The sequence below is a fragment of the Paenibacillus sp. GL_099_B genome (assembly GCF_057835695.1).
Genome location: NZ_CM174430.1, coordinates 2888278 through 2902622, shown reverse-complemented (window position 1 = coordinate 2902622; position 14345 = coordinate 2888278). Strand labels below are relative to the sequence as shown.

The 14345-nt window shown below is 45.5% G+C and carries 12 protein-coding genes; 1 reads left to right on the top strand and 11 read right to left on the bottom strand.

Features of this window, described 5'->3' with window-relative positions:
* Window positions 1-240: 240 nt before the first annotated feature.
* The gene (locus AC3ITG_RS13555) at window positions 241-1245 is read right to left on the bottom strand and encodes an aldo/keto reductase (RefSeq protein WP_489254023.1); all 1005 of its coding nucleotides are present in this window, start codon (window positions 1243-1245) and stop codon (window positions 241-243) included.
* A 203-nt stretch (window positions 1246-1448) separates the two neighbouring features.
* Here AC3ITG_RS13555 and AC3ITG_RS13550 point away from each other — a divergent pair, with 203 nt between their 5' ends.
* Complete coding sequence (locus AC3ITG_RS13550) at window positions 1449-2294, top strand: AraC family transcriptional regulator (protein ID WP_063563461.1); 846 nt, start codon at window positions 1449-1451, stop codon at window positions 2292-2294.
* Between the two features lie 87 nt (window positions 2295-2381).
* Here AC3ITG_RS13550 and AC3ITG_RS13545 read toward each other — a convergent pair whose 3' ends face one another.
* The 10 genes from AC3ITG_RS13545 to nagZ form a co-directional block, all read right to left on the bottom strand.
* On the bottom strand, window positions 2382-2780 hold the full coding sequence (locus tag AC3ITG_RS13545; protein ID WP_053782092.1) for an Asp23/Gls24 family envelope stress response protein: 399 nt from the start codon (window positions 2778-2780) through the stop codon (window positions 2382-2384).
* A 33-nt stretch (window positions 2781-2813) separates the two neighbouring features.
* Window positions 2814-3893, bottom strand: coding sequence for an AI-2E family transporter (locus AC3ITG_RS13540; RefSeq protein WP_413378057.1), 1080 nt, complete (start codon window positions 3891-3893; stop codon window positions 2814-2816).
* Window positions 3894-3992: 99 nt separating this feature from the next.
* Complete coding sequence (locus AC3ITG_RS13535; protein WP_413378055.1) at window positions 3993-5444, bottom strand: sensor histidine kinase; 1452 nt, start codon at window positions 5442-5444, stop codon at window positions 3993-3995.
* On the bottom strand, window positions 5422-6129 hold the full coding sequence (locus AC3ITG_RS13530; protein WP_063563457.1) for a response regulator transcription factor: 708 nt from the start codon (window positions 6127-6129) through the stop codon (window positions 5422-5424). Before AC3ITG_RS13530 ends, AC3ITG_RS13535 begins: the two co-directional genes overlap by 23 nt.
* A gap of 220 nt (window positions 6130-6349) precedes the next feature.
* Entirely contained in the window at window positions 6350-7777 is a 1428-nt protein-coding gene (locus AC3ITG_RS13525) for a 4-hydroxyphenylacetate 3-hydroxylase family protein (protein ID WP_489254460.1), read from the bottom strand.
* A gap of 196 nt (window positions 7778-7973) precedes the next feature.
* Window positions 7974-9932, bottom strand: coding sequence for an ABC transporter permease (locus tag AC3ITG_RS13520; RefSeq protein WP_489254022.1), 1959 nt, complete (start codon window positions 9930-9932; stop codon window positions 7974-7976).
* The gene (locus tag AC3ITG_RS13515) at window positions 9907-10677 is read right to left on the bottom strand and encodes an ABC transporter ATP-binding protein (protein WP_489254021.1); all 771 of its coding nucleotides are present in this window, start codon (window positions 10675-10677) and stop codon (window positions 9907-9909) included. The genes AC3ITG_RS13520 and AC3ITG_RS13515 overlap by 26 nt, the downstream gene beginning before the upstream one ends.
* A 275-nt stretch (window positions 10678-10952) precedes the next feature.
* Window positions 10953-11939, bottom strand: coding sequence for a sensor histidine kinase (locus AC3ITG_RS13510; protein WP_489254020.1), 987 nt, complete (start codon window positions 11937-11939; stop codon window positions 10953-10955).
* Window positions 11936-12640 (bottom strand): response regulator transcription factor, encoded by a 705-nt coding sequence (locus tag AC3ITG_RS13505; protein ID WP_053782085.1) that lies wholly within the window; start codon window positions 12638-12640, stop codon window positions 11936-11938. The genes AC3ITG_RS13510 and AC3ITG_RS13505 overlap by 4 nt, the downstream gene beginning before the upstream one ends.
* Window positions 12641-12713: 73 nt before the next feature.
* Window positions 12714-14054, bottom strand: a complete 1341-nt coding sequence (nagZ, locus tag AC3ITG_RS13500) for a beta-N-acetylhexosaminidase (protein WP_489254019.1) — start codon at window positions 14052-14054, stop codon at window positions 12714-12716.
* Window positions 14055-14345: the final 291 nt, after the last annotated feature.

Below are 14345 nucleotides of genomic sequence, written 5' to 3'. Positions count from 1 at the left end.
ATCCTAGGACCTGGTGCTATGATATGAAATAGTTTAAGAAAAAAAATAAACATAGGTCAATTAAGACGAAGCTCTAAAAGGTTTATCTCTACATATAAAGAAGAGAAGTAAGACAAAAAAAGTGTCCTCCCGACTACAGGAAGACACCTTAGTTATCCCAACATATCTATAACATATAGATTGATTTAATCATTGTAGACATGACTCTGAATTTCCAGAGTCGTTTCTCTGCGTTCAATCTTACCAAGCGTAGTTCCCGATGCCATCCAAGATGCTTTCAACTTCACTCAGCTCTTCCGTCGTCAGGTCTGGTGCCTGAAGTGCGGCTATGTTTTCTTCGATCTGGGACACACGGCTTGCGCCGATCAGAGCAGAAGTAACTCGGTTGCTACGCAAAATCCAGTTCAGCGCCAACTGGGAGATCGTTTGACCTCTACGTTCGGCAACCGCCTGAAGTGCTTCGAACTTGGCGATCCGTTCGTCCGTATAGGCTTCTTTTCTCAGATTGCCTGTTGGATTAGCGCGCTCTTCCTTGATCTTGTCCACATACTTATTCGTCAACTGACCGCGGCCAAGCGGACAGAATGCAATTGATCCTACGCCGTGCTCATCCAGCACATCCTGCAATCCATCCTCAATCCAGCGATTCAGCATCGAATAATTTGGCTGGTGAACCAGACAAGGTGTTCCGAGACGACGCAAAATAGTAACTGCTTCTTTGGTCTGTTCAGCATCATAGTTGGACAAGCCTACATACAGAGCTTTACCCTGTCTAACGATATGATCCAGCGCAGTCATCGTTTCTTCGAGCGGTGTTTCCGGATCTGGACGGTGATGATAGAAAATATCTACGTAATCCAGTCCCATCCGGCTCAGACTTTGGTCCAGACTGGCAATGAGGTTTTTGCGGGAACCCCATTCGCCGTATGGACCGTTCCACATATGATAACCTGCCTTGGTGGAGATGAGCAGTTCGTCGCGGTAAGGACGCAGATGTTTTTTGAGAATGACACCAAAATTCTCTTCGGCTGATCCTGGAGGTGGTCCATAGTTGTTGGCCAAGTCGAAATGGTTAACCCCCAGATCGAATGCGCGCAGAATCATCTCTTCCTGAATATCCAGGGCGCGGTTTCCACCGAAGTTCTGCCATAAGCCTAGTGCTATTTGCGGCAGCTTAATTCCGGTTTTGCCGGAGCGGGCATACTTCATTTCACTGTATCGTTGTTCACTCGCAGTATAAGGCATCGTTAATCTCTCTTTTCCTGTAAAAGTTATTGAATACCCTTTCATCTTAGACACTTTCCATGTAAAACGATATGGCATTTCACTACAACGATATGGAAAAATGATTGGTATCTTCATCAAATGATATTTATAAAACGATCCCTTTTCACCTTTTATATGTTAAAATGCAAGGTATAACGACCTCATAACAGGAGTGAATAGCCTTGATTACGTATATGTGCAAAAACAATCACTTTCAGGAGCTGCAGCTCCTTCATTACGGCACAGAAGCTTGCGCACCCGGTCACCATTTCGGCCCGGCCATGCGGGATTATTACAAAATCCATTACATTTTGGACGGCAAAGGTACCTTCGAAGTCGGAGGCAAAAAGGTTACGCTGCGTAAAGGCCAGGGATTCCTCATCGTCCCCCATTCTGTCGTTCATTATGAAGCAGATCAGGATGATCCGTGGGAGTATAGCTGGGTTGCTTTCCAAGGAAGCACCTGCCCTTCGTTATTACAGCAGGCTTGCCTGTCTGAGCACCATCCGATCTTTGAGATGGGCAATGACGATGACGAGATGCGCTCCTGTCTGCACCGCATGATTAGCTCTCGCAACACCCATAAGGGATGGGAGATCAGCATGACGGGATTGCTCTTTCAGTTTTTCTCCATTTTGATTGATCGAGCTGGTGAGGACAGACCTATTCCGCTCCAGGACTATACGAAAGAAACCTATGTCACTCAGGTGATGGATTTCATTGAGATTAATTACGCCAATACCATAACCGTACAGTCCATTGCGTCTCATGTTGGCTTGCAGCGCAGTTACTTGTGTTCTCTCTTCAAAGACAAGATGGGCACCAGCATTCAGTCTTATCTGGTCAATTACCGCATGCGCAGGGCGGCTGAGCTGACGCTGGACCCGGCTTTGACCATTGGGGATATCTCCCGTTCCGTTGGATATGCCGACCAGCTGCTTTTCTCTAAAATGTTCAAAAAAGTTATGGGCGAAGCCCCTACGTATTATCGCAAACACAAAACAGCACCTTCCCATTTATGCAGCTAATGGGAAAGTGCTGTTTTTGTATTTTTACACAGGATATCACTACCTGCTTATGACTGAATTCCATTCGTTCGTTCTACTCGTTCTGCTTTAAACTTGCTCCTGCATAGTCACGCCTACCACTTGAACTTTAATTTCATTCACCATAATGCCTGTTAATTGCTCGACAGCTTGCTGCACATTATGTTGAAGTTCCTGACAGACTTCATGCATCTTTTTGCCAAATTGAACATTGATTCGCAGTTGGATAGATGCCTGGTCATCTTTTATCGCAACGTCAATCCCTTTTTGCAAGCTCTTTCCGCTGATACTCTTGGCGATTCCTTCGGTAAGACCAACAGACATGGAGGATATTCCCTCTGTAGTCTGAGCGGCCATGCCGACAATTTTGGATACTACATCGTTGGAAATATGAATGGCGCCCATTTGAACAGATTGTGGCTCAATATACTCAGGTTCAGTGTATGGTTGTGGGATGATTTCAGACATGATTTCCACTCCTTCTATATCATTTATAAATGTTTAAGCATTCTGCCATTTGTCCTTGAAGAATAACTGATAGATTCGCACCAAAATAATTTTAACGATCATGTAAACAGGGATGATAATCAGAATGGCAATAATGCCGCCCAGATCCCCTGCACCCAGCACCAATATAATGGTGGTAAGCGGGTGAATATCGAGTTTTTTGCCGAATACATACGGTGCAACCAGATTATCCTGAATTTGCTGCGCTACCAGAATAATAATGAGTGACCAGATCGCAACCGAAGGGGATACCACCAGTCCCATAATGACAATAGGAACGGAAGACAGGATCGCCCCGATAAATGGAACAAAGTTCATAATGACCGCAATCACGGTTAACAGCAGTGCATACGGGAGACCAATGATCAGGAAACCGATATACATTAGCACGCCCAGTGCCAGATTCACGAGAACTCGTCCAACAATAAAGCCGCTTAACGCCTGATCGATCTCAAGTACCACGTCTCGACTGTCTTTTTGGAAACGTTTTGGTGCAATGTGCACCAGCTTTCGTCCGAATTTCTCTCCCTGCTTCAACATGTAGAACAAAATGATCGGGAAAGTAAACAGAACAATCGCAAAGCTTGATATGAGTGAGAAGAATCCACTCACATAGTTCGTTACAAAGGTGAAGCCTTTGTTAATGTAATCCGTAATCTGCGAAAATGGGGTCGATCCTTCCGGGAACAAAGCCGTAATGACACCGTTCTGCTCCAGCTCTTTAAGCTGCAAACTCAGTGAATTGATCAGATTTGGCGCGTTTTCTACCAGGTTGATCAACTGCTCGCGTAATGAAGGCCATAGTCCTATAATAAACAGGGCGAACAGTATACCAAACACCAGATAGATCAGCAATATGCTAAGTGTGCGATTCAGCTTCTTTTTTTCCATGTAATTGACGAGTGGCCGCAGCAGATAATAAAAGAATACGGACAACATCATCGGCACGGTAATCACCGTAAGCATGGTAACAAGCGGTTGGAAAATAAAGCTGACACGTGATAACAGAAAGATATTAATCAGTATCAGTGCCAGTGCAATACTGAAACGTACAAACGAATTTACTTTGAACAAAAAGTTTCCCCTCCACTTAACCTTTTCTATATAAGCATTTTGCAAATGTGATCAGAATGACAGAATGTTTATGTCAACCTTATCCTTTATGTCGGTTCTTTATTTCGGAATCTGTATAGTGAACACCGTCGTCTCCCGTCCACGTCGGGAAAGCGTCAATCGTCCACCCATTTTCTCGGTGTTCCGCCGCGCAATTGCCAGTCCAAGCCCCGTACCCCCGGTTCCCGTACGAGCCTCATCTCCGCGAACAAATGGATCAAAGATGGTTGCCCACAACTCTTGAGGGATACCCACACCGGTATCAGCAACCTCGATAACCACATGGTTGTCCAGTGGGATTAACTCCACACGCAACTCCGTCCCCCGCGGGTTGTAGGACAAAGCGTTTGTAATCAGGTTCTGAATCACTCTGGACAACAGCTCCGGATCATACCTTGCATAGATCTCTTCATCAGGGACGAGCACATGCAGGCCAAAATGGTTCTGCTCAATCTCACCATACGTATCGGCCATAATCTCACGTACAAATTCGCCGATTTCCCGTTGTTGAATGTGCATACGGAAGTCAGGTGAATCTACTTTGAGCAATTCCAGCATATTCTGAATCATGCGCGCAACCTGAACGGACTTGTTGTAGATATATCCCAGATATCGCTGCTGCCTGTCCTTGTCTTCCCCTCGACCTTCCACCAAAGCCTGGGCGTATCCTTGAATACTCGTGATAGGGGTCTTGAGATCATGCGACAGATCCACAATTAATCGCTGTTTGCTCTCTTCGGCATAACGTTTCTCCGCAGATGTATTCTCAATGACGTCCGCCATATAATTGAAGGTTTCTCCAATCTGGACAAATTCCCTCTCTGCCGAGATGGACATACGCGTACTATAATTCCCCTGGATCATCTGGGTAAGACCTAGAGAGAGAATACTTAGCGGCTTTTTGATTCGCCGGGCGACCCAGTAGCTGTATACAAATATCAGCAGCAAGACCAACCCGATCCCGATCATAATGTAAAACGATAACGGATGCTTCAAATTGGTAATCAGTTGATTATCATTAATTCGCACACTGACCAAGTCGCGCGGAATCTTCAGCAAAACGTACTTTGCAGCTCCCTCTGTTGAAAGCGGACTAATGGAGTAATAGTACGGCTGTTCATTTCGGTTTTCGAGTCCTGCATATAGCTCAGCTTCACTGTATTGAGTGAACGTATCCTGCTTGTCCCCGATATAACGAATGACCCTCCGCTCCGCATCCAGCACTTCAATCCATCCCCCACTGTCCTTGAGACGCTGAATCTCGGTATTATTGGCCTCATCGGAACTACCGGACAGCCATTCGTTCTCCAGTTCTGTCACATACACATGTGCCTCCACATTCAGATCAGGATCCACCACCTGATCCGAAATGCGGAAATCAACCACATCCAGATTAATGATAATGTACACGATTGCTACCAGTAACAACAAAAAGAAGTTAAACAGCAAAAAGTCCAGTGTCAGGGACGTTTGCAATAGTCTCTTTTCTCTAGCTTTCCATGGGCGCTTCAATTTTGTATCCCAGTCCCCTTATCGTTTTTAAATATTCCGGTTGCCTGGAGTCGCGCTCGATCTTTTCCCGAATGTTACTGATATGTACCATTATCGTGCTGTCCTCGTGAGCGTAATAATCTCCCCAGACGGCTTCGTATATTTTTTTACGGGTGAAAACACGGCCTGGCTGCTCAAGCAGAAGCTCCACGATTTTGTACTCTGTAGAGGTCAATGTCACAGGTTTACCCGAGCGAAAAAGGATACATTGGGATCGATCAAGCCTAAGCTCACCAAGGACAAGATTTAACTCCTTAGCAGCAGGCACGTCAGGTGCATCAAATTGATTGACTCTTCTGAGCAAAGCTTCCACTCTGGCGACAATCTCCAAAGGATTGAAAGGTTTGGAGATGTAGTCGTCGGCACCCAATCCGAGTCCAAGGATTTTGTCATGGTCCTGGCTTTTGGCCGATAGGAACAGAACAGGCATATGATGTGTGGACCTGATTTGTTTGATTAACTGGAGTCCATCCATTACTGGCATCATAATATCCAGTATGACCAGATCAATCTGAGTTGAACGGATACACTCTAGCGCTTCTACTCCATTAACTGCTGTCACAATGTTGTAGTCCTTCTCGAGGTACAGCTGAAGCAGTTCCACAATTTCGGGTTCGTCATCTGCAATTAATAGTGTGTATCTCATACGAATCCTCTCATTCCTATTTCAATAAATTCATTTTCAATCGAATTCGTATCCGTACATTCGGTTTGCTATTGTTCATATGTCTATACGTTACTACTATATACTACGTCTCTTAATTCAATCTAAACCATTTCTAAAGATAACCTAAATAAAAAGCCCGGGCATCAGGCCAGAGCTTCAAATATAAAGCTAAATAAGTAAATTTTTATCAGTTCATTCATCACTTGCTACGTAACCAGGGTTCAACCCGTGCATATAATCGCTCCTTGTCATACTGCACGTACTGACTCGCCCGATTGCGTACCGGGTCACCAGCATAGAAACGTTCATACAGATCATGTCTGGCGCCCAGCGGACTTCCTGTCAGCTCCCAAGCGAGCTGGAATAATCGAATCTTCTCTGGTGCCTGCATCGTTACGCCTCCAAGGTACTTGTTCATCATGGGGCTGATACTTCCTTCGAGCTCCAGCTTCCCGGAAGGGATCTGAATAAGGCCACCTGCGGCTATAGTCTTCAAAATCTCAACAGCGCGTGGGTAATAACGGGTCCCCAGATTACGGGCTGTTTCGATATATTTGAATGCTGGTAGCCAGTTACCATGAACATCCGGTGTAGCCTGTGCCTCAGATGCAATGATGAGTCCTTCAATCGTATGCATCTGGCTGACCATCTCCCCAAGCTGTTCTTGTACGTTCAGGAAGGAATCCACTCCAATTTCCTTGGCAATAGAAGACGTGATGGCTGTAATGAATTCCAGCTTCGAATGCAGCCGAATAACGCTCTGATGGTAAGCCAAACTGGAGGATGCCACGTTGCAGCGAATCTGCCATACCGCTTCCGGATTGTTGTGCAGCAGTACACGCTCCCACGGTACGAATACGTCGTCAAAAAATAATACAGCATCCATCTCATCATACTGACTACTGAGCGGATGAGCAGTATCTGAATCTGATGTTGCAAAAGATTCTCTACATACCATATGTAATCCTGGACTGCCTGTTGCCACAATAACCATATGCGCCAATTCCGGGCGATGTCCAGGAATGCGCTGAATCGGATATGCAATGATATCATCCGCATATGGAGCAGCAGTTGCCACCATCTTGGCACCACGGAGGACAACGCCCTCTGTATTGGTACGAATGATTCGAAGCATCGCATCTTCATCTTCCCCGACAGGCAGAGCACGATTAATTTGCGGGTCCCGCTGCACAATGGTCAGGAAGGCGTCCTTACGTTTTGCTTCCTCATAATAGGCAGCTATTTTACCTCCGTATGCCGGGTCATATACAGCCATGGCATCCCGTGTGGCGTACCATCCAGTCAGGCGGGATCGAGCGTAATCCGAGAGACGGCTCATTACCCCGTAGGTGCGATCAGACCACAATCGAAAGGCTGCCGCCCTGTTGCTGATCTCCTGAGCATTGCGGGGTATTTGAAAAGCCTGATGTACATATCCATTCGTCTGCTCATCCCAATAAGCCACTGTTTCTCTCGTGTCCGCATCATCCACCAGATTGAACAGACTTTCAATCGTTTGCAAGGTTCCCCGGAAGGCAGGATGCTCGGTTACGCGAACACGTTCTCCATCCAGCCATACATTCCGTTCATCGTTCAACCGTTGCAGATAAGCTTGTCCCCGGGACATCGTTATGCTCAATGTAATCCTCCTTCTCAGTTAGAAAGGCTAGGAAACTCAATGGTGATAATGTTTTTAATCATTTCGAGACTCAAGTTAACTGAAATGATACATATTGTATCTATTGAAATAGTACTTTGCTTTGGAGGAAAAAGTCAACAGACACCGAACCTAAGGTCCGGTGTCTGTTCTATTAGATTTATTATTAGATCAATTTGGCATACATATGACGCAGATAGCGCCAGCGTACCAGCAGGAAGAACAGAATCTGCATGGATGCAAATACGAGGAAAATGCGCAAAGTATAACCCATAACAGAGAAATCAACCAACTGCTGCAATGCGACAAATGCAACGGAACTGTGGATAATGGCCAACACTATTGGTAGGAAAAACATTAATACCAGCTGTCTGGTTACGATGTTACGAAGCTCCGGGCGACTCAGTCCCATCTTACCAATCATGCGGTACTGCTCTTCATCCCGTTCCAGATCTGCATATAACCGGAAGTAGGTAAAGCTTGCAGCAAAGGTGAAAAAGACAATGCCAATCAATCCGCTCAGAATAAGGATAATACCATTAGTTTGTTTGGAATTAAGCCAATCTAGCACAAGAGCGCTGATCTCGAAGTAGCCCTGACCATCTGAGTCATTTTGAATGGATTCGATCAGATCAGGAGCAAACTTCCGCGTTCCCATCCAATCTGTCACAACAAATTGAGTTTTTTTATCGAAATAAAAATTTTCATCCGCTTGGATTTCATTCTTAAATTCCTTATTCATTTTATCGTACAGCTCATTGGAAACTACATACACTTCCCTTGTATATTCAACCGGGATGACGATCTCGGTCTCAGGTGTTGTTAGACGTATCTTTTTATTTGTTTCTCCAACCCTCATATCGATATTTTTCTGAGTTGAACCCTGCCCAGCTTCAGCACGTAATGTCTTGCGGCTCGTAAGATTACCTGGAGTCATAAACGAGTCGTTGACGTTCTCCAAAGTTCGCTCTTTGTAACCAAGTGCCTTGGCAAGATGATTATATTCACTGAGTTTGATAATATAGTTGCCCTCGTCATCAAATAGCGGAATATAACTTCCTTTCTGATACGGAACTTCATTATCAATTAAAGTCTCTTCGATCTTCCTGATGTGGCGTTCTGCACTGGAGGTATCCCATGAATTCTGGTAAGTAAATGCATATGGATTCGTCATGGATGACAATCCCGGATCAGCGATCGCCAGCATCGTACCAATGCCTGTAAAGGCGGAAGCCGAGATCACACTTACCATAAAAAACATGACCGCATTATCTTTCATTCGATAGGTAAGTTCGGACAGAAACAGCAAATTCGTTTTGCGGAAAAACAAACGCATATTGCCTTTGAGCGCCCGAATGGCATACACACTAAGTTGGGTGAATAACAAATACGTGCCTGCAATAACCAAAACAACACTACCAAGCAGCAAAGGGAAAGAGTATGTGATCCATACAAAGGCAAATACACCCGCATATCCACCCCCAATGAGTATGACGGAGAGAAGTGCTAAAAGACGAGAAGCCTTTGGCTCGGGTTTTGGTTTTTCCTCTGATTTTACAAGGTCAATCAATGACCCTTTTCGCATCAGCAGAGATGAGCTGAGCGCAATCACAACAAACAGCAGCAGAAATGCTCCGACAGTAAGTGCGATTGCTTTTAATGGAAAATAGAATCGGAGACTTTCTTCCACCGCCAGCATCGAACCGCAGATCAACAGGATCAGCTTGGCAAAGATCATTCCTAATCCAACACCTGCCACAATGGCGGCGAGTCCAATGCACAAGTTTTCCATGAATAACAGTCGGTTCATCTGTTTACGTGTCATGCCAATGATTTGAAATATGCCGAATTCTTTTTTACGCGTCTTGAGAAATGAACCTACGGAATAGAGCAGAAACAGAAACGAAAAGATGAAAATAATGATCTCAGCAATTAAAAATCCCTGATTCGCAAGCATGGTCACTGTCCCACTTGAACCCTTCAGTCCATCCTTCAGATCCGGGTGAAATAAGAGCAGCGCATACGTAAAAAAGATCATGACCGAAAACGTACTGCTCAGAAAATGGGCCAAGTAAATTCGTTTGTTCCGAACGACATTATTAATGGCGAACTGGCGAAAATTCATGTCCCGAGCCTCCCATCAGGGATAACACGTTGATGATCCGCTGATAGAACGTCGATCGGTTATCTCCATAATGAATTTCGTTGTACAGTCTTCCATCCTTAATAAATACAACACGGCTGCAATAACTTGCCGCAACAGCATCATGAGTAACCAGCAGCATGGTGGCTCGATCTTCCTGGTTACGGCGTTCCAGCATCTCCATCACATCACGTGCCGCCTTCGAATCAAGATTTCCTGTAGGCTCATCCGCTAGCACCAGCTTGGGTGAATGGATCAGGGCTCGTGCGATTGCTGTCCGTTGGGCCTGACCTCCGGAGATTTCATAGGTGCGTTTGTTCAGAAGATCTGCGATGCCGAGCTTCTCTGCGAGTCGGCCAACACGCTCATTCATCTCCTCAACAGGTACTCCGTCGAGAGTAAGTGGCAGGACAATGTTTTCTTTTACCGTGAGTGTGTTGAGCAGGTTAAACGACTGAAATACAAATCCCAGCTCTCGACGTCTGAACAAGGCCAGTTCATCGTGATTCAGTTCAAAGGGATTCTTTCCTGCAATCTGCAATTCCCCTGAAGTAGGGTGGTCAATGGTTGAAATCATGTTCAGCAACGTTGTTTTGCCGCTGCCTGATGGACCCATAATGCCAACGAATTCACCCTCCTGAATACTGAGATCAATACCTGACAAGGCTTCGTACGACACGACCCCTTTATAAATTTTGCTAATCTGATTCACTGAACATATCTCCATAGGTTAATGGCTCCTTTAAGATTTCGAATTTGAATTAAACTAAGTTGGGCTGAACTTCATCGCAAATCGAGGTCGTTCTCTACTTTCTGACTTCAGTCTATCGAAGTTTCGACCATTCTCCTATGGATTAACCTTTCATCTTCATGACATTATTGTAAGGTTACATGTCTCACTATCCGACAATCGTCTTCTCATATGTAGAAAATGAGAAAGACGCCGATCCCTGTCAGGGCACCAGACGTCTTCTCATATCATTCCGTATTACGCGCTTATATTTAGTTTTCAAATGTAATGGTTACAGTGGTTCCTTCTCCCTGAACGGATGTAAGGTCAATCCGATGGTTCATTCGTGTCAGGACATCCTTAACAATATATAATCCCATCCCCGTGGATTCTTTAAAATGACGCCCATTCTCTCCGGTGAAAAAAGGCTGGTACACTCGGTTGAGATCCGACTTGGGAATACCCACTCCCTGATCCTTCACTTCAAGAATAATGGATCTTGTGGATTCATGGGCCTGGATGGTTACCTTTTGCCCGTTTCCCCCGGAAGAGTACTTGATGGCATTGGATAACAGCTGTACGAGGACAAACCGAATCCACTTCGCATCCGACTGAACCATTAACGCAGAATCAATTTTCATCTCGGGATACACGTGATTGCGAATGAAGAACCGTTTCAGTTCATGGATGGCTTCTTCCCCAGCCGCCTTGAGGGATACTGGCTCCACACTGAAATCTTGTTCAAATGTCTCCAGCCGCGCCATGTACAGTACGGTTTCCAGCCCTCGTCTCATCTGGTCTGCTTCCTCTCGAATGCTGATGAAACGGGGGTCCTCATCCTCCTGATCCTCAACCGTCAGTTCAATGACGGACAAAGGTGTCTTCATCTGATGAACCCATTGATTCATAAAAGTCAGGTATTCCTGTTGACGCTGTTCCAGACGATGCAGATGCGCATGATAATAACTGTACTGTGAGTCCAGCAATTCTGACAATGCTTGCGGCAAGGGCGCGGGCTCATTCAATGGAACAAATTCTTTCAGATCATTCATTCGATGGGACATCCGGGAATAGAACATGCGATGGGACAGATACCGATAAATGAGATAGGCTGCGTATAGGACTAGCCCCAGAGATACCGCATACGCGGCCGTTAACCAGTGGTCATAGCCGTCGTACCAGAAGACCGCAACCACAGTGAGCAGCACAACGATTACCCAACAAGTCAGTACAATATGTTCTTTGATAAACAACTTCATGAGGGCGACGATGCCTTCCAATTACTGTTGAGTCGATAACCTGAACCTCTTACCGTCTCCAGCGCATCTGTAATTCCCAACTCAGTCAATCGTTTACGCACGCGGGTCACATTCACGCTAAGTGTATTATCATCCACAAAGGAATCGTCCCACAGCTTTTCCAAGATGGTTTCACGGCTAACCAGTTTGGGACTGCGACGCAGCAACGTCTCCAGCAAAATGGTTTCTTTCTTGGTCAGCTGTATCTTGCGATCACCGAGCTCCATCTCCAATCTTTCCAGATAAACAGTTAGTCCATCCAGTTCTACCTTGCGCTCTTCATGACGCGCAGCGTAATCGCCATACACCCGGCGCAGCTGACTTCGAATTTTGGCCATGACAATCTCATGCTCAAACGGCTTCGTAATATAATCGTCCGCACCGTTCTCAAGCGCCATGACCTGATCCATCTTGCCACTCCGGGCCGAGATGAAAATAATCGGACATGTGGAGATGGAACGAATTTGGCGACACCAATAGAACCCATCGTAACTCGGCAAGTTGATATCCAGCAGCACGACATGCGGCTTAATTTGTTCGAACTGCTGGACGACTTGCTCAAAATCCTCAACCGCAACGGCCCTGTCACCATATCGCTCGATATGGGATTGAAGTAGACCCGCAATCTTTGGATCATCTTCAATAATCATTATCGTATACATAAAAAGGTCTCACCTCTAACCTGTCGTAATGGAATATGCAATTCTCTTTCCAAAATCATAACACAGGTTGGTACTATCGGGCATCGACCTGCTTGCGCCAATCCACAATGTCAGCGTTCAGCTGCTTCAAATCGCCAGACTGCTGCTCCTCATCGGACAAGTTATACTTCTGCTTCAAAGCCAGAATTCGATATGCACTTTCATTAATTCGGGATTCTGAAATCTTCCCGGACTTCACTGCGCTCATCAGCGTATCAAAAATAGTCTTGGCACTCTCATAACTGTGAGCTACCAGCAGAATATCGCTCCCTGCCTGAACCGTCGCTACGGCGGCATCGTTCAGCTTATAATTTTTCGCGATCGCGCCCATGCTCAGATCATCTGTGATGACCACACCGTCATACTTGAATTTCCCACGCAAATGCTGACCAATAATGACGTCCGACAAGGAGGCCGGATGGTCGGGATCAAGCTTCGGAAACAGAATATGGGCTACCATAACCGCTTCCACCTGTTCCTTCACCGCAGCCTCAAACGGAATCCACTCCAGCTGGGCAAGTTGCTTTTCTGTTTTGTTCACGACAGGCAGATCCAAGTGGGAGTCAACTGACGTGTCCCCATGACCGGGAAAATGCTTCACCACTGGAATAATCCCTTCGCTACGCAACCCCTTCATCTCGGCTATACCCATTCGGGATACCAGACTGGCTGAACTTCCAAATGAACGATCCCCAATCACCGGGTTATTCGGATTACTGTTTACATCCAGCACTGGAGCAAAATCGACGTTAAAGCCTATCAGCTGGATTTGTCTTGCCAACAATTTGCCCATCGTTTCAGCCAAATCAGCATCCTTCGTCTTGCCAACTTTCCCATTGGAAGGTATAGTCTCTACCGTTTCCGGCATTCGACTAACTTTGCCACCCTCCTGATCCACACTCATGAAAATTGGAACCGGATTGGAACGATTCGCATCCTTAATGGATTGTACGAATTTTGCTGTCCCTTGAAGGGTCGAGACATTATTCGCATAGAAAATAATCCCTCCCACCTTCTGATCCGTGATCATCTGTTTCGCTTTAGCATCCAAAGTGGTCCCTTGAACACCCGCCAGAATCATTTGTCCGATCTTTTCATCCAAAGACAATTGGTCGAGCTGCTTTTGTACTGGATCCTTCTCTTCCTGTGGAGGCACTGTATTCTGTTGATCATCCTGATCATTATCCTGATCGTTTGCACCTGCGTTTGAATTCGCATTGGTCTCCGTTCCAGCATTATTGTTATTTTGCTCTGACGAGGAAGGCTTCTGTGACTGCCCACATGCGGATAAGAGCAGGACTATTCCGAATAGCAGGAACAACATTTGAAGTGTGTTTATGTGTTTGTTTTTTAACTTGCGACTATAGATATACAAGGATGGTCATCCTCCTTAAGCGTTGTTGTCATTCAGGCTGAATGTGGTTTAGGCATAACCTTATCATAAGGTGCTTCATTTTCAAAATGGAGACGGCCCAAATACAAATTCTTATGATGCCACCTAAAAACACAAAAAATTTCCCCCTTTTGGGGTTAAACTGTGGTACTTCATGGTGTTATTCCTTGGGCGTGTTTGATAGAAGGGGATGCGAAAAGGTATCAGCGGTGCGAAGAACGATTTTCTATTGTGAATTTTTCATATGTTGAAATTATTATTATAGGGAGGCGA

Excerpts from the sequence above, each read along its gene's own strand:
- AC3ITG_RS13555 (WP_489254023.1), bottom strand. The coding sequence starts at position 1,245 with ATGCCTTATACTGCGAGTGAACAACGATACAGTGAAATGAAGTATGCC.
- AC3ITG_RS13510 (WP_489254020.1), bottom strand. The coding sequence starts at position 11,939 with ATGAAGTTGTTTATCAAAGAACATATTGTACTGACTTGTTGGGTAATC.
- AC3ITG_RS13525 (WP_489254460.1), bottom strand. The coding sequence starts at position 7,777 with ATGTCCCGGGGACAAGCTTATCTGCAACGGTTGAACGATGAACGGAAT.
- AC3ITG_RS13505 (WP_053782085.1), bottom strand. The coding sequence starts at position 12,640 with ATGTATACGATAATGATTATTGAAGATGATCCAAAGATTGCGGGTCTA.
- AC3ITG_RS13515 (WP_489254021.1), bottom strand. The coding sequence starts at position 10,677 with ATGGAGATATGTTCAGTGAATCAGATTAGCAAAATTTATAAAGGGGTC.
- AC3ITG_RS13530 (WP_063563457.1), bottom strand. The coding sequence starts at position 6,129 with ATGAGATACACACTATTAATTGCAGATGACGAACCCGAAATTGTGGAA.
- AC3ITG_RS13545 (WP_053782092.1), bottom strand. The coding sequence starts at position 2,780 with ATGTCTGAAATCATCCCACAACCATACACTGAACCTGAGTATATTGAG.
- AC3ITG_RS13520 (WP_489254022.1), bottom strand. The coding sequence starts at position 9,932 with ATGAATTTTCGCCAGTTCGCCATTAATAATGTCGTTCGGAACAAACGA.